General features: G+C 43.3%; 20 protein-coding genes and 2 pseudogenes. 5 read left to right on the plus strand and 17 right to left on the minus strand.

From position 1 onward, the window contains the following. Positions 1-7: 7 nt before the first annotated feature. From LXF01_RS16895 to nudC, 4 genes are all read right to left on the minus strand, one after another. The gene (locus LXF01_RS16895) at positions 8-1,291 is read right to left on the minus strand and encodes an NAD(P)/FAD-dependent oxidoreductase (RefSeq protein WP_233945574.1); all 1,284 of its coding nucleotides are present in this window, start codon (positions 1,289-1,291) and stop codon (positions 8-10) included. Beyond that, a complete protein-coding gene (locus tag LXF01_RS16900; protein WP_233945575.1) occupies positions 1,288-2,274 on the minus strand; it encodes an acyl-CoA desaturase in 987 nt (328 codons plus the stop codon). The genes LXF01_RS16895 and LXF01_RS16900 overlap by 4 nt, the downstream gene beginning before the upstream one ends. Positions 2,275-2,405: 131 nt before the next feature. Beyond that, positions 2,406-2,954 (minus strand): lipocalin family protein, encoded by a 549-nt coding sequence (locus tag LXF01_RS16905; protein WP_233945576.1) that lies wholly within the window; start codon positions 2,952-2,954, stop codon positions 2,406-2,408. A gap of 120 nt (positions 2,955-3,074) precedes the next feature. Then, positions 3,075-3,848 (minus strand): NAD(+) diphosphatase, encoded by a 774-nt coding sequence (gene nudC / locus LXF01_RS16910; RefSeq protein WP_233945577.1) that lies wholly within the window; start codon positions 3,846-3,848, stop codon positions 3,075-3,077. 383 nt (positions 3,849-4,231) lie between these two features. Here nudC and LXF01_RS16915 point away from each other — a divergent pair, with 383 nt between their 5' ends. Together LXF01_RS16915 and LXF01_RS16920 are read left to right on the plus strand one after the other, a co-directional pair. Further along, entirely contained in the window at positions 4,232-5,755 is a 1,524-nt protein-coding gene (locus tag LXF01_RS16915) for a cryptochrome/photolyase family protein (RefSeq protein WP_233945578.1), read from the plus strand. Positions 5,756-5,758: 3 nt separating this feature from the next. Beyond that, positions 5,759-5,911, plus strand: a complete 153-nt coding sequence (locus LXF01_RS16920) for a DUF2256 domain-containing protein (RefSeq protein ID WP_233945579.1) — start codon at positions 5,759-5,761, stop codon at positions 5,909-5,911. On the opposite strand, the gene LXF01_RS16925 is transcribed toward LXF01_RS16920, so the two are convergent. Beyond that, the gene (locus tag LXF01_RS16925) at positions 5,908-6,162 is read right to left on the minus strand and encodes a TIGR03643 family protein (RefSeq protein ID WP_180102715.1); all 255 of its coding nucleotides are present in this window, start codon (positions 6,160-6,162) and stop codon (positions 5,908-5,910) included. The genes LXF01_RS16920 and LXF01_RS16925 overlap by 4 nt on opposite strands. A gap of 416 nt (positions 6,163-6,578) precedes the next feature. On the opposite strand from LXF01_RS16925, the pseudogene LXF01_RS16930 reads away from it, so the two are divergent. Beyond that, positions 6,579-7,904, plus strand: a pseudogene (locus tag LXF01_RS16930) (ISNCY family transposase). A 55-nt stretch (positions 7,905-7,959) separates the two neighbouring features. On the opposite strand, the gene LXF01_RS16935 reads toward LXF01_RS16930, so the two are convergent. Together LXF01_RS16935 and LXF01_RS16940 are read right to left on the minus strand one after the other, a co-directional pair. Beyond that, complete coding sequence (locus LXF01_RS16935) at positions 7,960-8,331, minus strand: hypothetical protein (RefSeq protein ID WP_227591936.1); 372 nt, start codon at positions 8,329-8,331, stop codon at positions 7,960-7,962. Positions 8,332-8,449: 118 nt separating this feature from the next. Beyond that, positions 8,450-9,130: pseudogene (locus LXF01_RS16940) on the minus strand (ISNCY family transposase); the annotation flags it as partial. 306 nt (positions 9,131-9,436) lie between these two features. Here LXF01_RS16940 and LXF01_RS16945 point away from each other — a divergent pair. Together LXF01_RS16945 and LXF01_RS16950 are read left to right on the plus strand one after the other, a co-directional pair. Beyond that, complete coding sequence (locus LXF01_RS16945; RefSeq protein WP_233945580.1) at positions 9,437-10,918, plus strand: PAS domain S-box protein; 1,482 nt, start codon at positions 9,437-9,439, stop codon at positions 10,916-10,918. Further along, positions 10,909-11,556 carry a response regulator transcription factor gene (locus LXF01_RS16950; protein ID WP_180079184.1) on the plus strand — a complete coding sequence of 216 codons (648 nt, stop codon included), beginning with the start codon at positions 10,909-10,911 and terminating at the stop codon, positions 11,554-11,556. Before LXF01_RS16945 ends, LXF01_RS16950 begins: the two co-directional genes overlap by 10 nt. A gap of 34 nt (positions 11,557-11,590) precedes the next feature. Here LXF01_RS16950 and LXF01_RS16955 read toward each other — a convergent pair whose 3' ends face one another. The 10 genes from LXF01_RS16955 to LXF01_RS17000 all read right to left on the minus strand — a co-directional run bounded on the left by LXF01_RS16955 (position 11,591) and on the right by LXF01_RS17000 (position 19,947). Then, positions 11,591-12,583: a 2Fe-2S iron-sulfur cluster-binding protein gene (locus tag LXF01_RS16955; RefSeq protein WP_233945581.1), complete on the minus strand. Its 993-nt coding sequence runs from the start codon at positions 12,581-12,583 to the stop codon at positions 11,591-11,593. Positions 12,584-12,588: 5 nt separating this feature from the next. Beyond that, the gene (locus LXF01_RS16960) at positions 12,589-12,921 is read right to left on the minus strand and encodes a non-heme iron oxygenase ferredoxin subunit (protein WP_180024898.1); all 333 of its coding nucleotides are present in this window, start codon (positions 12,919-12,921) and stop codon (positions 12,589-12,591) included. Continuing rightward, entirely contained in the window at positions 12,918-13,688 is a 771-nt protein-coding gene (locus LXF01_RS16965; protein ID WP_180024899.1) for an SDR family oxidoreductase, read from the minus strand. The genes LXF01_RS16960 and LXF01_RS16965 overlap by 4 nt, the downstream gene beginning before the upstream one ends. Then, entirely contained in the window at positions 13,685-14,209 is a 525-nt protein-coding gene (locus tag LXF01_RS16970) for a flavin reductase family protein (protein ID WP_180024911.1), read from the minus strand. Before LXF01_RS16970 ends, LXF01_RS16965 begins: the two co-directional genes overlap by 4 nt. Beyond that, positions 14,196-15,467 carry a styrene monooxygenase/indole monooxygenase family protein gene (locus LXF01_RS16975; RefSeq protein ID WP_180024900.1) on the minus strand — a complete coding sequence of 424 codons (1,272 nt, stop codon included), beginning with the start codon at positions 15,465-15,467 and terminating at the stop codon, positions 14,196-14,198. Before LXF01_RS16975 ends, LXF01_RS16970 begins: the two co-directional genes overlap by 14 nt. Positions 15,468-15,501: 34 nt before the next feature. Further along, complete coding sequence (locus LXF01_RS16980; protein WP_180024901.1) at positions 15,502-15,993, minus strand: nuclear transport factor 2 family protein; 492 nt, start codon at positions 15,991-15,993, stop codon at positions 15,502-15,504. 11 nt (positions 15,994-16,004) lie between these two features. Then, complete coding sequence (locus tag LXF01_RS16985; protein ID WP_180102739.1) at positions 16,005-16,358, minus strand: hypothetical protein; 354 nt, start codon at positions 16,356-16,358, stop codon at positions 16,005-16,007. Positions 16,359-16,369: 11 nt separating this feature from the next. Next, on the minus strand, positions 16,370-17,572 hold the full coding sequence (locus LXF01_RS16990) for an aromatic ring-hydroxylating oxygenase subunit alpha (protein WP_233945500.1): 1,203 nt from the start codon (positions 17,570-17,572) through the stop codon (positions 16,370-16,372). Between the two features lie 110 nt (positions 17,573-17,682). After that, the gene (locus LXF01_RS16995) at positions 17,683-19,017 is read right to left on the minus strand and encodes an acetamidase/formamidase family protein (RefSeq protein ID WP_225530670.1); all 1,335 of its coding nucleotides are present in this window, start codon (positions 19,015-19,017) and stop codon (positions 17,683-17,685) included. A 45-nt stretch (positions 19,018-19,062) separates the two neighbouring features. Further along, positions 19,063-19,947 (minus strand): SphA family protein, encoded by an 885-nt coding sequence (locus tag LXF01_RS17000; protein WP_233945501.1) that lies wholly within the window; start codon positions 19,945-19,947, stop codon positions 19,063-19,065. Between the last annotated feature and the right edge of the window lie 208 nt (positions 19,948-20,155).

The raw sequence follows: 20,155 nt of genomic DNA on the forward strand, positions 1-20,155 counted from the left end.
TGCGCTCCTAAGCTGCCTGTTCAGCCTGTTTTAATAACTGATCGATTACCCATGATGCGCTACGCGCCCCATCCTCATGAAAGCCCCAGCCCCAGTAAGCGCCACAATATGAGGTGCGGTTTTGGCCGTTGACCTCGGCCCAGCGTTGCTGTGCTTCAATCGCCGGGGCATCAAACACCGGATGACGGTAATGTCGTTCTACCCAGACTTTTTTTGGATTCAGGGCAAAATTAGGATTCAGGGTGGCAAAGACCTGGGTTTTGCAGTTCAGGTTCTGCAACTGGTTCATCCAGTAGGTAAAGCCATAATGTGTGCCACTGTGCTGGAATGGCGTCTGTTCAGTGACCTGAGTCGGCGTGACGTGTACATGCCAGCTGGCCCACTGGCGACGGGATCTGGGCATGATGCGGGTATCAGAATGCACCACCATACGGTTAGCCTGATAGCGGAACTTGCCCAGCACGTCCAGCTCCTGCGCTGTCGGATCTTTAAGTAGTTTCAGGCTGTCGTCAGCATGACTGGCAAAGATTACCCAGTCAAAACGCTCACTGCCCTGTGCCGTTTCAACCAGTACATCATTGGAACTACGGGATACATGAAGCACACCCGTTTTGCGGAAGATAATATTCGTCTGGGACTGAATCGCACGAACGTAGCGAGCCGATCCACCCTTGACCGTGAGCCATAACGGCCGGTCTTTCAGTTGCAACATGCGATGGTGCTGGAAAAAGCTCACCACAAATTTATAGGGAATCTGTCCGGCCTGTTCCACCGGACAGGACCACAGCGCTCCACACATCGGATAGAGATGTTCCTGACGGAAGGCATCGCTATAACCATGTTGATTTAAATACTCATCAATACTGAGCTGTGCATCGACCTGTTCCACACCCAGATCTTTATTGGCCGCATAGAAACGGAACAAATCCGACAACATCGCGCGAAAATCTGCATTAAAAAAGTTTTGAGGTCGGAACAATAACGAGAATTTTTTTGAAGGATTGTACTGTAAGCCACTGACCTGATTATTCACCGAAAAGCCCATGTCACTGCTTTGCGATTGAATCCCAAGTTCTTTTAGCATCGAGCAGAACAGCGGATAGTTATGCTCATTAAAGACAATAAAGCCACTGTCCACCGCAACCTGTTCACCATCGATATTCAGCTGATGGGTATCGGTATGACCACCAAAGTAGTTATTCTTTTCAAAGACTATGACTTCATGCGCTTTGCTGAGTTTCCAGGCAGCGTACAGACCGGAAATACCTGAACCAATAATTGCAATTTTCATGGTGATTCCTTTGAATGAATAGTCGGAGTGCCGGTCTTGGCAGCTTTTTTCTGTTTTCGAACCCGGGCAATTTTACTGACATCATAGACACGTGCGGGAATGGGCTTGAGTCCCCAGACCAGCCCGAACAAAGACATGAGTTTCAGCAGGTAATAGGTCACATCAATCTGCCACCAGTAAAAACCCTGCCGTGTACTGCCGGCATAATAATGGTGATTGTTGTGCCAGCCTTCGCCCAAGGTAATGATGGACAGAAATAAGTTGTTGCGGCTGTGATCTTCAGTGTCAAAATCCCGGCTGCCATAATGATGCGCCAATGAGTTAATACACAAAGTGGCTTGGAGCAGCAACACAGTGGAGACCACAAACCCCCAGACCAGCAATTGCAGGCCGGAGGTACCGAGTTGCGGCCAGGTCATAGCCAGCCACTCCCCTAGCGCATAAATACCGCCCGCGGTCAGCACCACCACAATTAAACTGAAACGGTCCAGCCAGATCAGTTCCGGATATTTCAGCCAATCTCTAATGACTTCTTTACGCGTGGCAAAGTTATATTCGTTTAAAAACCAGCCAACGTGGCTGTACCAAAAACCATGTGTTGAGGAGTGTGGATCTTGTAGTGTATCGGTATAGCGGTGGTGATAACGGTGATGGGCCGCCCACCATAGCGGACCACGCTGTGCACTCATAGTTCCAATTAACACAAACAGGAATTGCACCGGACGCGAAGTCTGAAAAGTTTTATGTGACAGATAGCGATGAAAAAAGGCCGTAATGGAAAACATGCGGATTAGGTAGAATGCGAGCATGAAACCCAGTGCAAACCACGATACCTCCACCCAGAATACTGCCAGACAGGCCAGATGCAGTAGAATAAAGGGTAAAATTCTGAACCACTGAATTTTACTATTTTCAGCAGTCAGGGTTTTGGGCGCTGTGGGTGTAGACCAGCTGTCTATCCATCGAATTAGACTTTTCAACATGGACTCATCCTAATTTTAAGCGACTGTCTTTATTCTGTTTGATGAGTGTAATCAGCCAGATATGAATTTTATGTGAAGTGAAAAAAAGCCGAACTGTAAGAGTCTAGGCAGTTCGGCCAAAGGGTAGCAGATTAATGCGGTAATTTGATTAACTTTGTGATGTCGTAACCATAGTGTTTCGCAGTCTCCAGATACGACTGGTAGGTGGCTTCATCCAGTTGCGGTTCACGTGACAAAATCCACAGGTATTTACTGCTTGGTCCACCTACTAGCGTCACTTTATACTCCGGGTCAACTCTTAACACCCAATAATGACCTTTGGTAAAAGGCATCCAGCGCAAACCTTGCGGCAAAAAGCTGACCTTGAGTTTGCTGTTCCCTTCATTTTGTGGATAGGCAATACCTTCGGAGCTGATCATCTCTCCACTGGCAATACGGCAGCTATTTAATACCCCCATAGTCTGGTTAGCATTGACGCTATATTGTGCAGTGATATTGGATACACACTTACGCTGAAAATACATCGGTAGATGCGCAATTTCATACCACTTGCCCGCATACCGTTGGATATCTACCTGATCGACTGCCTGAGGTGGAACCGTTTCAGCTTGCGTAGTAAAGCTTAAGCTGATTATCGCCAGCGTTGTCGCTGCCAAAACAGACTTGAATAGCATCTTCATTTTTTAGCCTTGTTTGATTTTAGGCTTAAGATAACTCAACAGCATGTGAACAAAGCGTGAAGACGAAATGATGTGATTCAGGAGGCGTGCTGCTAAAAAAGTCCTAGACTGGTTTCCGGGTTAAAGCCATTCTTTGCTGTCATCTGCCACAGGGGTACCATGCATCACATGCTGAATCATGGCATAGGCAATACTGCCCTTGAACGGAATTTCGGGTAACTGATCAAATTTGAAAAACTGCGCATCGCTCAGTTCATTTTCCTGAATTTGAATGTCCCCTGTATGATATTCTGCCTTGAAGGCCATCATCAGATTGCTGGGAAACGGCCACGGCTGGCTGGCTAGATATTGAATATTTTTGATTTGTAGCCCCACTTCTTCCATCGTCTCACGGCGTACCGCCTCCTCCAGGGTTTCGCCCACTTCGACAAATCCGGCAATCAGGCTGTACATCTGGGTTTTGTTGCGGGCATTTTTTGCCAACAGAATTTCATCTGTACCCCGAGTAATGATGGTAATCACACAAGGATTTACCCGCGGATACTGGTTATAGCCACAGGATGGACAGAGCATGGCATAATGGCTGGCGTGCTGCTGGGTGGCGTGAGCGCACTTACTGCAAAAGCGGTGATTACGGCGCCATTCTAGCAACTGTACCGCACGGCTGGCCTGTTCAAACTGCGGTCTGCTCCAGACTTGCACCAGTTGCCGGATCGGAACCAATTGATAACCTTTAGGCACTGGTTCGTCTTCTTTAAGATCACGTGCAATGATCTTGCCATTTTCCGAGAGGTCTAGATCATGCTGCAATCTTGCTACCTGTGGCAACTGAAAATGCTCATCCACTAGTAATTGTTGCTGTCTAAAAATATATGCTTTTGAATGCATGCTCATGACATCCACTGATTAAAAAAAATCCCATACATAGGAGTGTATGGGACAAAACTAAGGAAGCTTACATGGAGTAACTTCTAAGCAGATACTAGGTGCAAGCTGCCTGAATTACAACCATAATAATTTGTATCTTTTTGATTAAAATCACATAATTTTCACACCACCTATGCATTAAGGAATAATGTAATGTGAATTTCATCAATGGGCTGTAGCATTACAGAGATGGACAGTCTTTTATTGCAGCAATCATGATTCCTGTGCAATGCCAGCTGATCATCTGGTCGAGTTGAATTGATTCAACATGCGCGTTGATCTTTATTTTCACAAAAAATTGAACTGTTCGACTTTACACTGCGCTCTCTTTCACTGGTTCTGAGATAGGTATGCGTTTCGGTTTAATTCTAGGTGACCAGCTTCATCATCAGCTTGCTACGCTCAAAGCGCTGGACCGTACCCAGGATGTGATCCTGATGGCCGAAGTGGTTGAGGAAGCCACGTATGTCGCGCATCATCCGCAGAAAATTGCCCTGATTTTTAGCGCCATGCGTCATTTTGCCAAAGAGCTCAAGGCCGAGGGCTGGCGTGTACGTTATCATGCTTTTCAGTCCGGCAGTCCGATTCGCAGCCTGCTGGATTTTGTGCAGGGACAGCAACAGCTGTTCCCTGTCACAGAACTAGTCATGACCCAATGCGGAGAATACCGCTTGCAGCAGCAGATTGAACAGCACTGGAGCCAGCAGCTGCAACTGTCGGTACAGTGCCTGAATGATGAGCGTTTTTTCTGCAATCCGGAGCAGTTCCGGTACTGGGCCAGCCGTTACCAGACGCTGCGCATGGAATATTTTTATCGGGAAATGCGCAAGCAGACCGGCTACTTGATACAGGGACAGCAGCCGCTTGGACAACAGTGGAACTATGACAGTGCCAATCGCAAGGCCTGGTCAGGCAGTCCGCCATTGCCTCCAGCACTTCATTTTGAACGGGATCAGATTGATCTGGATGTACTGGAACTGGTTGAACGCGAGTTTTCCCATCACTCTGGCAGTCTTGCCGATTTTCACTGGGCCACCACGCGCAGCAATGCCCTGCTTTCATTGGAGCATTTCATTGCCCACAGTTTGCCGCATTTTGGAGATTATCAGGATGCAATGGTTCAGGGTGCAGACATGCTGTTTCACAGCCTGCTCTCGCCTTATCTAAATTGTGGTCTGTTACTGCCCAAAGAAGTCTGTGATGCGGCAGAAGCTGCCTACTATGACGGTCATGCACCACTGAATGCAGTGGAAGGTTTTATCAGGCAGATCCTCGGCTGGCGCGAATATGTTCGCGGAATTTACTGGCTGTACATGCCGGAGTATGCCAGCCGCAATGCGCTACAGTACTCAACCCCGTTGCCACAATTTTACTGGACTGGCCGCACTCAGATGAACTGCATGGCTGAGTGTTTCCGTAATACTTTTCAGCATGCGTATGCACATCATATTCAGCGTTTGATGGTGACTGGAAATTTTGCCTTATTAACTGGTGTAGACCCGCAGCAGATCAGCGAGTGGTATCTGGCAGTCTATGCGGATGCCTATGAATGGGTAGAACTACCGAACACCTTGGGCATGGTAATGCATGCCGATGGCGGCTTGATGGCCAGCAAACCCTATGCGGCTTCGGGCAATTACATCCATAAGATGTCGGATTACTGCAAACACTGTAGCTACAATGTCAAAACCCGTACCGAGCCAGACAGCTGTCCGTTCAACAGCCTGTACTGGTATTTCATGATCCGGCATGAAGCGATATTCCGTACCCATCCACGTATGGCCATGATCTATCGGCAGCTGGACAAATTGAAAGATCGGCAGCAGATCATCAGCCATGCCCAGCAGCTTCTTAGCCGGATCAATGAGTTATAAACGATGAAAAAACAGCATCTCCCTGAAAAAATATGTATTCACTGCTTGCGCCCTTTTATTTGGCGCAAAAAATGGCACCGTTGCTGGGAGAAAGTACGATACTGTTCTGAACGATGTAAACGTGAGTCCAGACATTTATCAAAATCAAACACTTAGAAACGCCTGTATTGGCGTGAACAATAGGCCCGTATCACATCAGGTGAACGCAGCTGCAGATGTTTGGTTTTTCGACCAGTCACGCGTGCACGCCACATTTTAAAGCTACTGTGTTTCAAATTTTGCCGCATCAAGCGAATCACCGCCGCTTCATTTAAACCATACTCACATAAAATAGCTTCAAAAGGAGTTCGATCTTCCCAAGCCATTTCTATAATTCTGGATAAGTCCTCTTCAGAAAATTGATTCATACCATTCTCGTTTTTAATCATCACGAAGCGTGAATAAGCTTTATCGACTTTAATCTGACTAAAAGAATAACAATACAATCATGAATTTTTTGTGATTTTTCTGTAGTTTAGGGACTCAGCACGACTAAAAGGGCTAGTTAAACTAGCCCTGTTAAGTCTTAGTTACCTCTATAAGTCGAATATCCATAAGGACTTAAAAGGGCTTTGTTGCATAAATATGTAAGCATCTGATTTAAATAAATTTAATTTTGGATCAAAAAATAATCAAAACCTTTAAAATCATATAGTTATGAAATCTTTGTGCAACAAAGCCACTCCAAAATAGAAATGTCCGGTTTCTCCAAAGTAAAAATGTCCGCTTTTAGAATATGCACTTCTGCAATTTCCTTAGCGGACGGTTTGATATGTTGGTGTCTATGTCGGATAAAGAACTTAAACGATTGTCGGTCTTGCAGGAAATCTGCGATCAACGCATAACTCAATCCCATGCTGCTCAGCTACTTCATATTTCAGAACGTCAGATCAGACGCTTACTGCAGAAATAAAAAGCCCAAGGTCCAGTTGCATTAGCCCATGCTGGTCGTGGCCAAATCAGCAATTCCAAACTTCCTGAAGAACTCAGACTCAAATGCCTCAATATTGTTTCTGACCAACTCCATGGTTTCGGGCCCACTTTAGCGCATGAAAAGCTCACCACCGTACATGGACTCGATCTTTCAGTAGAAACCCTGCGTTCCTGGATGATTGCAGCTGACTTATGGATTCCTCGATCCAAGCACCTGAAACGCCTGTATCAGCCTCGTTACAACCGGGATTGCTTTGGTGAACTGATCCAAATTGATGGCTCACACCATGACTGGTTTGAAGGACGCGCTGCTAAATGCTGTCTACTGGTGTTCATTGATGATGCCACAGGTAAATTACAGCATTTACGCTTCTGTGAGTCAGAATCAACTTTTGACTATATGATTTCAACACGTTTATATGTCGAACAGCACGGTAAGCCTTTAGCGTTTTACAGCGACAAACATTCAGTCTTTAGAGTGAATCAAAGCAGCAAGAAAGACACCAAGATTATCCAGTTTGGACGTGTACTCAGCACCCTGAATATCGATATCATCTTCGCCAATTCACCTCAGGCCAAAGGCCGTGTAGAACGGGCGAATAGAACCCTTCAGGACCGTCTGATCAAGGAGATGCGCCTGAAAGGCATCTGTTCGATTGAGCAAGCGAATGCCTGGCTACCCTGCTTCATTGAGCAGTTCAATCAGAAGTTCGCCAAGATGGCTTTTAATCCTAAGAATCTACATCGGCCTATCACTGAAACAGCCGAAGAGTTAGATGATATTTTTACCTGGCGTGAACCCCGCAGAGTCACGAATAGCCTGACGATTACTTATGATAAATGCGTATATCTCCTAGAAAACACCGAAGAAAATCAAAGGTTGATCGGTAAGTATCTTGAGTTCCTGGAATACCCGGATGGTACTGTAGCCCTCATGCATGATGGCCGAAAGATCAATTACAGCCTATTCGATAAATTAAGTCAGCTGAATCAGCGAGAGATTGTTGAGAATAAACGGTTGGGTGCTGTTCTGAATCATATCCAACAACAGCATGAAGAACTGGAACAACAAAACAAACGCAATCGTTCTCAAAAGATGCCAAGTAGACGTGTACAGAAAACAGCGATTCAACAACGAAATCTGAATCCTGTGCTTGACTTGGAAATGTTCATATAGGACATTTCTTGGGAATAACACCTGAACTACAATCAGGGCTTTATGTATCTCTATCTTACACTTCAACAAGTATTGATTCGCCTGTAGAGCAGTCTCCATTACGCCATTGCCAGTTTTCAATTAACTTAATTTTCCCATTAGCTTGGATCTGAATCTCAGTATTACACTCCCCTATACGTAATTCATTCATCTCATTGATGTGGTGGTACGCCATAGTGAAAGTTTTTTCAGAAGTCATCAAACCTAGTAAATGTCCATTGGTAATACTGCCACCAGAATAGGTAGCTTCTATACGCTCACCTACTTGGTAATAATTAAATATAGTCTCGTGAGATACTTCCCCATTAGATGTATTTTTAGCATTTACAAATTTTTTATTATTTAGATTTAAGTTCATTTTACTTTTTAATTTCCCTAAAACTAACATGATACACGTTATATGAAGTTCTGAAAATGAATCTATTACACTGATTTTTATGTATTTTTAAAGTTTAAAGCCTAGACCAGTGTCTAGGCTTTTTTTGTTATTCCCAAGTAGAAATGTCCTATATGAACATTTCCAAGTCAAGCACAGGATTCAGATTTCGTTGTTCAATCGCTGTTTTCTGTGCTTGTCTTCGTGGCATCGTTTGAGAATGATTGCGTTTGTTTTGGTGTCCCAGTTGTTCATGCTGTTGTTGAATATGTGCCACCACAGAACCCAAACGTTTATTCTCAACAATCTCTCGTTGATTGAGCTGACTTAATTTATCGAAGATGCTGTAATTGATTTTTCTTCCCTGATATTCAATGGCTACAGCACCATCCGGATATTCCAGGAACTCAAGATACTTGCCGACCAATCTTTGATTTTCTTCGCTGTTTTCCAAGATATATACGCATTTATCATAAGTAATCGTCAAGCTGTTCGTAACCCTGCGGAGTTCACGCCAGGTAAAAATATCATCTAATTCTTCGGCTGTTTCAGTGATAGTCCGGTGCAGATCCTTGGGATTAAAGGCCATCTTGGCGAATTTACGATTAAATTGCTCAATAAAGCACGGCAGCCACTTATTGGCATCTGCAATTGAACTGATGCCTTCTAGACGCATCTCTTTGATCAGACGGTCCTGAAGCGTTCTATTGGCGCGTTCTACACGGCCTTTGGCTTGATGGGAGTTAGCGAAAATGATATCGATATTGAAATTGCTCAGAACACGTCCAAACTGGGTAATCTTGGTGTCTTTTTAAAAAGAGAATACCTTCTTATATCTAAAAGTTTTCTTTGTATTTATAAATTATAAAAATTATTTACCTTTATTAGTCAAAATAAAACGTGAATATGGTACTAACCTTGCTTAATAAATAGGGATAGAGATAAACACTTAAATGAGCATTTGTATATTGTTTAAAGTATGTAATAAGACTCTAAGTCTAATTGCACTACTGCACAATTTGCTGCATTATCGAATAAAATAACAACAAGTGTTTATCAGTGAAGATCAAACATACCTCTACCAGATAGCCGGACGCCATCCAAGGTAAGGAACATAATGACCAGCTTAAATTATTATCAAACCATTTTTGATAAAGCGGGTGATGCTATTTTTGTGCATGATATCGGCAGTGTCGAATTTATGGACGTAAATGAAGCAGCTGAAAACCTCACCGGTTACAGTAAATCCGAATTAACGAAAATGAGTGTAGAAAAAATCAGCGCACATAGCCATGGTTTTGATTTTTTTCATGCCTTAAAAAAGGTTCAGCAGGCTGCTAGCCACGAAGCGATTACGTTTGAGTGGATCATCCAAGCTCAAGATCAACGACAAATTCCTGTTGAAGTTTGCCTAAAAACAGTTGAAATTGAAAATCAACCTAAGTTATTAGCACTTGTCCGCAATATTAGCGAAATCAAAAAGTATCAATATGCTCTACAGTCTAAAGATCAATATTTCAAAATGTTGCTTGAGCATTCGGGAGATGGAATTGCTATTCTCGACTTACAAGGCAAACTACTTTATGCCAGCCCATCATTACAAGGTATTCTTGGTTATCGAGATCGCTTTGTACTCAATAAGAATGTGTTAACTGCAATTCATCCTGATGATCGTATTAAAGTCAGACAGCTTCTATTTAAAAAAACAGAACAACGTGCACTTAGTGTGATTCATTACAAAATCTTGCACCACAATGGAAAATGGCGACACCACGAGGCAACCTATCGTAACTTATTAGATCACCCTGATATTCAGGGCATATTGGTGAATTATCGTGATATCACTGAGCGTATTGAGGCTGAAGAAAAAGCACGTGCTCGAGAAAAGCAACTTGGTCATATGTCACGTTGCAAAACTATGGGTGAGTTAGCTACCGCACTTGCACATGAATTGAATCAGCCACTTGCAGCTTTAAACAACTATGTTGGTGGTAGCATTATTCGGATTCAGAAAGGTTTGGCAAATACCACTGAAACACTCGACGCTATGAATGCAGCATTAGATCAGACCCAGCGGGTCAATAAAATCATTCACAGTATGCGTAGCTTTTTACGTAAGGGCGAAGCCAATTTTCAAGTTCACTCTCTAAATAAACTGATTCAGGATCTACATCCACTGATAGGCTTAAAAGCAGATCAAATTGGCTGTGTCATACATTATGAATTAAGCGTTTCACCTATTTATATTTCTGCCGACGAAACTTTATTTAGTCAGGTCATTATTAATTTGGTCTTTAATGCTGTAGATGCTTTACAACGTAACCCAGAAGGAAAGCGCGACATCTTTATCCGTACTTGGGAGCACAACCAACATGCCCGTATCGCAATTGCTGATAACGGCCCAGGATTACAGGGTCAAAATCCTGAACAATTATTCGAGTCATTTTATTCTAGCAAAAAAGACAGTATGGGTATTGGTCTGACGCTATCCCGCAGCATTATTGAAAATCATCATGGCTACTTATGGGTCTGTGAAGGTGAGTCTGGTGCCATTTTTAATATCTCTTTAGCAGCACAGGAGCGTGCAAAATGTATTTAACTAATTCTCATGTTCCCGAGCCCATTGTGTATGTGATAGATGATGATCAAGACATTTGTAATTCACTCACATGGTTGCTTGATTCAGTGCAACTCGAAACTAAAACATTCAATAGTGCTACTGAATTCCTAAATTTTCAGCGCCCGCAAACGCCTGCATGTTTAATCCTTGATATTCGTATGCGAGGGATGAGTGGCTTGCAACTACAACAACAATTGAATCAACAAAAAATCCGTATGCCAATCATTTTCATGACTGGTCACGGCGACATTCCAATGTCGGTCAATGCGATGAAAGCTGGGGCATTTGATTTTTTAGAAAAACCTTTTAATCCACAGCATATGCTTAATCAAATCCAAGCCTGTCTGCAACTTGCTGAACAAGACTTTATTGAAGAAGAAAAACGTCAAGAACAGATGATTAAATTGAAATCTTTATCACCAAGAGAAAGTGAGATTATCAATTTATTGGTCGATGGACTTTCGAGTAAACATATCGCACAAATGTTGAATATCAGCCATAAAACAGTAGAAATTCACCGCACGCATATTCGGCAGAAGTTAGGTACAGAATCCATTGCCCAAATTGTAAATATGGTATTGATGTGTCGAGATAAAACTATACAGGCGATGGGTTAACCTATCGCCTGTTTTTTGAAGATTAATAAAGGATTTAGAAGAAACGGTCGAAATGCACTTGTTGAAGTGGAATACCTGCCTGATACGCCATTTGTTCAATAGATTTTACCATTGGCGGTGGCCCAGCACAGTATATTTCATGTTGGATCAGTTGCTCACCTAAAACATCATGAATGATTTCATGAATAAAGCCTGATCGAATACCTTCGATCAATTCAGATGAAGTTGCTGGAACATAATTCAAGCGTGAACCTAATTCAGTCCAATCCCTTAACTGATCTTCTGTCAGTAGATCACGCTGTTCACGTCCACCATGAAAGAACCATACCTTATGATTTTGTAGTTGTGGATTAACTGCGACTCCACGGGCAATTGCCAACATCGGTGCTAGACCTGAACCACCAGCGACACAAACAATTGGTCGTGGCTGCTCTTGTAAATGTGCCAAACCATATGGGCCATCGATCTGAATCACAGCACTTTGTCGCTGTTGCTCATCAAATAGCAGATTGGTCATTTTGCCATCTACTACACGGCGAATCTGGAATACCCACATGCCTTCATCATTCGGCAAATTCGACATCGAATAAGCACGTAATAATTGCTGGTTTACTGAAAGCAAAGCATATTGACCTGGAATAAACTGCGCTGGTTTCTCTGACTGCAAATGGATTTCTAAAATATCGTGTGTAATCGGCTGTACATATTTGAGCTTGACGGCCTGTTGTTTTGGCAGAATTTTAGGCGTGCATTGTTCATCCAAACGAAGCTTAATCACGCAATCCGATTTAGGACGACATTGACACGCCAGTAACCGACCTTTACGTTTATCACGATCGCTCAATCCAGGTGCTTCAGCCCATAGATTATCTACTTCACCAGATAGCACTTCTATTTTACAAGTCCCACAGCCACCAGCATTGCATTCGTAAGGTAAACCAAGACCTTGACGAAGGCCGCCGCGCAGCAGCACGTCGTCTGCTGCACAATGAAATTCCCCTTGCCCTTCAATTTGGATTTTATACATCGGTATCACTCCACAAGATAAATCCGATCTTCGCGGACGATAGACTGATAGGTTTTTAGCGGGATGGTACAAGGTGCTCCACAAGGCTCACCGGTTTTAATATCGAAAGCACCGGCATGAAACGGACATTCCACTTCACAGCCATCAATTTCACCATCAGCCAGTGAAGCATCACCATGGGTACAGGTATCATCAGTGACATAGAATTCACCATCTTCTAGGTGGAACACCGCCAATGGCGGATATCCCTCAATAATCACCTGTAAACCTTCACCCTGTTCAATATCGGAAGTCAGGCAAAGAAATTTTTCTGCAATATTGGCCATTTTGATATTCATTTGCTTAACTCCTCAATCGGTGAATCTGTCGCTTCAGGCCCCAAAGTGTGATAACCGCCATCAGCATGAATCACACTGCCGGTCAGCAGTTTCGCTTTCGGGCTACATAATAGGCTTAAGGCTTCAGCCACTTCTTCAGCATCGGCAATACGGCCTAGCACATGGAAACGGCCTGCAACTCGATCAGTTTTAGGACGGTCATTACCTGAAATCATCTGCATCGGCACCGACCAGGTCCATCCGAGGGATAAAGCATGAACACGAATACCATCAGCAGCCAAATCCAATGCCATGCTTTTGGTCAGTTGTTCTAAGGTTGCTTTAGAGGCTGGATAAACCCAACGCTCTTTTTGGGCAATGCGGGCGCTAACACTGCTAATATTAATGACAGCCCCATCATTGCTGGCCTGCAGCAATGGTCTACATACCTGTACCAAAGCTGCATGACCAAACACGGTCACATTAAATGTATTTTGCCAATCGTTACGTGTAGATTGTGAGCCATGATCTTCGTACAGACAGGCCAAATTCACTAAAATATCTAATCTATTCAGCTTACTAACCAAAGCTTGAATACTTTCATCATTAGCGAGATCTAGATATTCATAACGACTTTGGGTTTCAGCTGCCACCTGCCTGCCTTGAGTTTCGTTAATATCAGCAATAATGACGTCCGCCCCCAAACTTTTTAATTCTTTGACTACTGCCTGGCCAATGTGAGTTGCGCCCCCAGTGACCAGAACCACTTTATTATTCAGATTGGTCATGAAACCTCCTTGTATTGTGGCCATTCGGTAAATTGCCCTTTGCAGAACAGTAATGGGCGTTGATTGCTATGTCGGCACTGTTCAATTTTCCCCAAGAAAATCTGGTGATCGCCTGCTTCAATCTGCTGTTCCCGGCGGCAGATAAACTGCACTACGCAACCTTCCAGTAGCGGTGCTTTAGTAGTTTCAAGATTCCAGCTCCCATGCTGGAATTTGTCTGGAATTGGCTTAGCAAAATTGAGTCCGATTTCTTGCTGATCGGCTCCCAGAATATTGATGGCAAAGTATTCTGAATTTTCAAAAACTGTACGGCTTGGTGAATGATTGACTAGACTCCAGAGCACCAGCGCAGGATCAAGAGATACCGAGCTAAAAGAATTAATCGTAAGACCAACAGGTTGTTGCTGTTCATCTAGACAAGTGACAATCGCGACACCAGTGGCAAAACCGCCGAAGGCCTGCCGAAGCGCTTTCGCTTCAGCTAGGTCAACGTCCTGCCACAAAACTTCAGGCAGCTGCATGTTGAAACTCCTCACGTGACAGATATTCTTTAGCCCCTTCTGCACCATCTACGGCTGGCCAGAAACCGCACGGGTTGTTGAAATGCCCCATAAAGTCATCCGCAATCGCTTGGTTCTGTGAGGCTGCAGCTAATACTTGTAATAAGCTCTCACTTGGTGGATTTAACAATAGATTCGTGAATTCAGTCGTATAGCGACCTGACTTTTCCCAGAATTGCTCGAATACTTCTGTCATCCAATCTGCACTAAAGTCTTCATCACCTCGTGCTAAAATCGCAGCTAAATAATGCTCCACCATACGGGTTGCATTGTTTGCGCCTTGTCCTGCGATTGGATCATTTACAATGACAGTGTCTCCAATCCCCCAAATTTTTGCACCGTTATCTAAGGTTGCAACAGGATCTCGAACTTCAGGGCGGAATGCACCTTTGAGCCATGCGTTTGGATCACTTAATTCCATATTATCGACCATACGGAAGCTTTGATCTGGTGTTACTTTGGCAACCGCTTCTTTCATGCGTTGGACCATTTCTTCGCCAGATGTCACATCATCGAAGATATCCATTGGACCATTCGGTACACATTCAAATAAGAAACTACGACATGGACCATGCGTGTGACTATAGAACGGCATACTGAAGTATTCGCCTGCACCTGCAACAAAATTAAAATGCAAAGTCTGAGATGGTTGACCTTGCCAACTGTTTGGACCGCATAAATCATCACCTACGACGAGTGCTGCAGCCAATTTGCGAGGAGGAGTGTGATGTACTGAGCGTGATTCGTTGCGTTTGAATAAACTGGTGATATTGCCCTTACCTGCTGCCAAAATCGTCAGATCATTTTCAACAGTGATTACTTCCAAATCTTCTGGACTGACATTTTGAATGATGAGCTTGCCACCACGGCGCGGATATTCCTCTAACCAACGGTGATATTTGGTTCGTTGGTCCATGGCAATACCGTCATTATCATGTAAAAAACCTGTCACAGGTAACATGATATCGCCGTTTGGTGCACGAAAATCGACATGCAATGCTTGACCACGATGCGCTTTCCCATCCCAAAAATTTAAGCCCAATCTGCGCTCTAACTCTAAAGTTCCTTCAAAAAACATTGTGGTACTGACCATACGACCATGTAACAACTCATCCGCAGGGCGATCTACATATAAAGTGACATCATATTTGTTTTCGAGTAGTGAGAACGCCAGTAATAAACCTGCTTGTCCACCACCGATAATTGCAATTTTTCTCATCTTAAATTCCCCTTAGGCCGTATTGATTCAGTGCCTATTTAACTGTGTTCGGATAGGGTTGATTGAAGGTCAAATTCAATTCGACGCGTTCAAATTTCCATTCACCCTGCTCATTCCGACTTACTTCTGTTTTATAAAATCCACCTAAGCAACAGGTCGTTGCAGATTTAACTTGATCTGTTGCTGCTGTTGTTGATTCCTCGGCTAAATTACAGACTTCCCATAACATCCAAGTTGCCTTTGCATGGTCTTGATCTAGGAGCTGTATATCGGGCATGGCCATAATATGTAAGCTCCATAACACTTGAGCCTCTGCAATATTGGACAATGCCTCTAAAATATTTTGACGTCCTTGATACTCCCCAAAACCCTTAGCACACCAAACGGCATTTTGGTGAAATACATGCTGTAAAATGGCTGAATTGTTGCGCTGATCAGCCGCTGTTGCATAGCGACCGATCAGGCCACGAATCGCCTCGCAGGCCTCCAGATAATGCAAACGCTGTTCTAGATTGTGCTGGCTCATCAGACATTCCTTTAAACGTTAACTATGTTGCCTGTTTCATAAATGAAACGGTTTTCTTCAAATGCATACGGCACACCCACTGAACCTTTATAAAGCTCAATATGTGGAGCAACTTCAGCGAAACTCAGGCTTAACCAATACAATTTATGGAGATCTTCAGGCAATGTGCCTAAAGCGTATTGGTCAAGTGCTGCAAGGAGCTTGCGCATTTCAGGCAAAATAGCATCGTAAAAAGCTTGCAGTTCGGCTGTAGTCGAATTTAAGCGTGCTGCATGACGTTGTTTCGATGTCCCTAGAGCCCATTTCGCGACAAAAGGTTCTAAGCTTGCAAAGTCAGCAGGCAATTGTGAAATGATGTTTGACATGTGCATTCTCCTTATGCGCGATTTAAATATTGTTCAAGAACGTGGTAACCGTGACGAATCAAGATTTCTTCATCTTGGAGATGCATCACTTTTTTCGCTTTAGATTCAAGAGCTGCTTGAGTATCTTCCATTGTTGCAGTGTCTTCTAACCAAGCGTTACGTTGTAAGATTTGTGCAAATTCTTGTGCCCAACGCTCCGAATAAGTTTTCGCTTTAGGAATGTAATAACGACCTTCCCAACGTGTTTGGTTATGACCGACCGGCCAGAACTGATGGGTGAACCACACCCCTTCAGTCACATGCACCAAAATGTTTGGGAAAATCACAGACAGTTCGAAAGAGAAGTCATCACGGTCATTTGGATTGACTGTTTTTGGTAACTGAACACGTTCATAGTGATTGACTAAAGAGGCACCTGTAATCTCGCCCGACAATGCTGCAGCAGGTTTTGGATTGGCATTCTTGGTCAGACACACTGCACAGGTACGGTGATCACCAAACAACTGTACTTCCTGTAGGCCTGAAGCAAAGACATTCGGGAAAGAGCCAGCATGAATGGTTGTAACGTGATAGGCTTCAGCAAATGCGTCATGAGCGACTTTCCAGTTACAATTTAATAAGGTGTTATAGGCAAAGCACTCTTCCATTTCATGAAAAGGGTAACCCCCTAAATGTTTACCCATATCACCGAGGAATTCTTCAACAGATTGAGTGCCGTCATTATCCAAATTGATGAAAATAAAGCCTTCCCAAACTTGAGTACGAATAGGCGCCAAACCGTTATGACCTTTATCAAAACAAGAAGTGAATTTTTCTTCTTCCGGCACGCTGACCAAATCACCTTTAGCATCGTAAACCCAGCCATGGAAACGGCAAGTCACGACTGCAGCTTTATTTGAACCAAAAGTTTCATTGCCAGTCTCCACCACAACTTTATTGCCACGGTGTGAACAAATGTTATGAAATCCACGGATTTCACCATCTTTGCCATGCATTAAAATGACTGAGGTTTTAGCAAAATCTAAGCGTTTAACTTTGTAATCACCTTTCTTTGGTATCTCTTCTACACGGCCCACTTTCAGCCAAACTTTTGAGAAAACCTTTTCAATTTCCTCTTGATAGATCTCTGGTGAAATACATGGTTCGGTTGGAATCGGCTCAATACCAAGTTCTGGATATAAATCGCCCCAACGAAGTTTTGCATTACTGTTCATAGGACACTCCTGTTCAAGTTCTCTTTTCTAAGTTTTAATTTCAGTAAATTTCATGCTTATTTGTGAACAGCGTTTGAAACACGCTAATCAACCACCATTCACGTGATGAATTAAAGTTGGTAATGTTCGCGAACTAAGTTTGCGATCCCCAGTTTTTCTAAAATTGGCATTGGGCATAAGAAGGTTGCACGTACCATTCCTGGTAAACGGCTGATTTCGATAGAGCCTGTAATGGTGCAACGGTTCATGACCTCATCCACACTTAAACCTGTGACTTTTGCCGCTCGATTTAAAGCATTGTCCGTTGCATCATTGAGGTTCTTACCTGTTCCCATAAATGTGATTGGACCACTTTCCTCAATTTCAGTTTGTCCCCAACGCGCACCTAAAGCTTTCACTTTTTCACGCTCTTCCTTGGTAAATGGACGTGCCATTGGTGGTAAGTCATCTGGTGCTTGAAGTAAAATTGGGCCGTCAATGGTTAAGCCTTTAATCACTTCCACTTGTAATTCTGTTTCGCCTGAAACGTCCGTGGCATGTCCTGCAATTTCACCATTGCCTTGCTGCGCATGCATATCCCCCATGTAGACACCTGCACCTGGTACTTTCACAGGACAAATCAAAATACAGCCTGGACGAATCGAATTGGTATCCATGTGACCGTCTGTTTTGGCTGCGATAAGTTCTTCTTCAGTCATTCCGAATTTATGCGGTGCATCAATCAAATACTGACCAAAGTCGTGACAGTTGTGAGAGTCTGGTAAGTCACGTGAAGGTGTCGTACCAATATTTCCGAGGAATGGACGCATATGCGCAGCAACCCCAGGCATATCAGCACGTGCAAGCGACAAGATTGAATGTTGCGCTGCATGTTCAGGCAGTGCAGAAAGCTCATTGGCATTGCCTGCTAACTTGTTGGCAATCTCTTGATTGACCGTCAAGCTCACTTTGTTTTCTTCATCCAACACAATCACATAACCATGTGAAAAGCGAAAAGCACTGACTTCTGCCCCACAGTTTTTACAGTGAATCGCATCTTCACCAATTCCTTCTACATAACTTGCTGGTTGCTCTGTACCACATGCTTCACAGTATTTCGCAACAAACGGATCGCCTTTATAACGCCCTTCAACAAATTGCATCACACCCGATGAGGTTGCTGTAGAAGTGACATGCATATCCTTAATCTTTAAAGCGACAGCATCACCTACCTCTGCACCTTCAATAAAGACAGGGAGTGTCACTTCATGACCACCTTGGAATGCAGGTGTAATCATTGGACCCCAACAGCCAGGCGGTGTGCCTGTTTTTAACGTTCCACCATTTTTTAAAGGTCCCAGCATACGTTGGCTTGGTCCCACAATACCGCCTGAAAACTCATTCACCACTAAATAATCGACAGCTCCAGCACTGCCTGCTGCATATTCTTGATTCTCAATTTTCATGGCCTTACCTCTATATGCTTGCTCTAATGTTTAGGTAACAATGTTTTAAAATGGGATGGTGATATCAATTGCGAACTTCTGACCTTCTGGTCGGTTTTCAACATCAAATTCTTTTTGATATTTCGCTGCGATTGCATACCCTTTAGGGAATTGATAGCGAACTTGCGGACCTATGCTGGCTGCTTTAGCTTTAAAGTCACCTAAAACAGCACCTTCACCTGAGTCACCTTCAATCTGACGATGTACATAACCACCAACACCAACCGCCAAAGGTCCCATGTGTTTCGCGACTAAGTAATCGACATGCAAAGCGTTGCCCGATTCATATTTGGTATCCTTATTCTCGAAATTGATGTCGTACATCCACTTTGTACTGACTTCGATACCTTGTTTATTTAAGTATGTGGTCGAGATAATTGGTTGAATGGTGTAATAGTTACGTCCAATATTCGCGAGTCTATTTTTGTTGTAAGAGCCAACTGGAATATAAAAGTCTATACCTGTCGCTACATGCCAATCTCCTTTATGCCAACCCAATAAGAATGGATCGATAATGAGATCACCCATTGCCATGTGATCATCTTGACGACCACCTAATGTAAGATCTGCATGGGCATATACAATGAATGCATGCATGCCCCATGTCGCGCCTAAAAATGTTTTGTCACTGACATAGACACCACGAGCAACTGTGGCAAAAGTATCAATTTTAAAATCATCAAATACTGGATGATCATTTTTAAATTTATCTGCGTTGTAGTATTGGTTATAACTGACGAGATACATCCCAGGTGGTGGCATTGCTCCACCAAAAAAACTCTCTGTTCCATCAGGATAAGCACTTCCGCCATTTTCAGCGGCAAGCGCTAAACTTGCACTACTGAAAAGACATGTGGTCAATGCCACTGTTTTCAGATATTTTCTTACCATTTACAGCATTCCCCTAATTTCTAAAGTCTTTGTTTATCGGTCTTTAAGCTCATGACTTAATCTAGACCTGAAACATGGCAGGAAAATATAAGGATGAATCTGTGCTTTTATCAGGCAAAAGCTAAGGAGTAATAGTCAAAATCGTGTAATGTGATAAGAAAAAAACTGACAGAATTTATAAGAATACTTATTTGTATAGGTAGATATA

Source organism: Acinetobacter sp. SH20PTE14 (genome assembly GCF_021391555.1).
Taxonomy (GTDB): domain Bacteria; phylum Pseudomonadota; class Gammaproteobacteria; order Pseudomonadales; family Moraxellaceae; genus Acinetobacter; species Acinetobacter amyesii.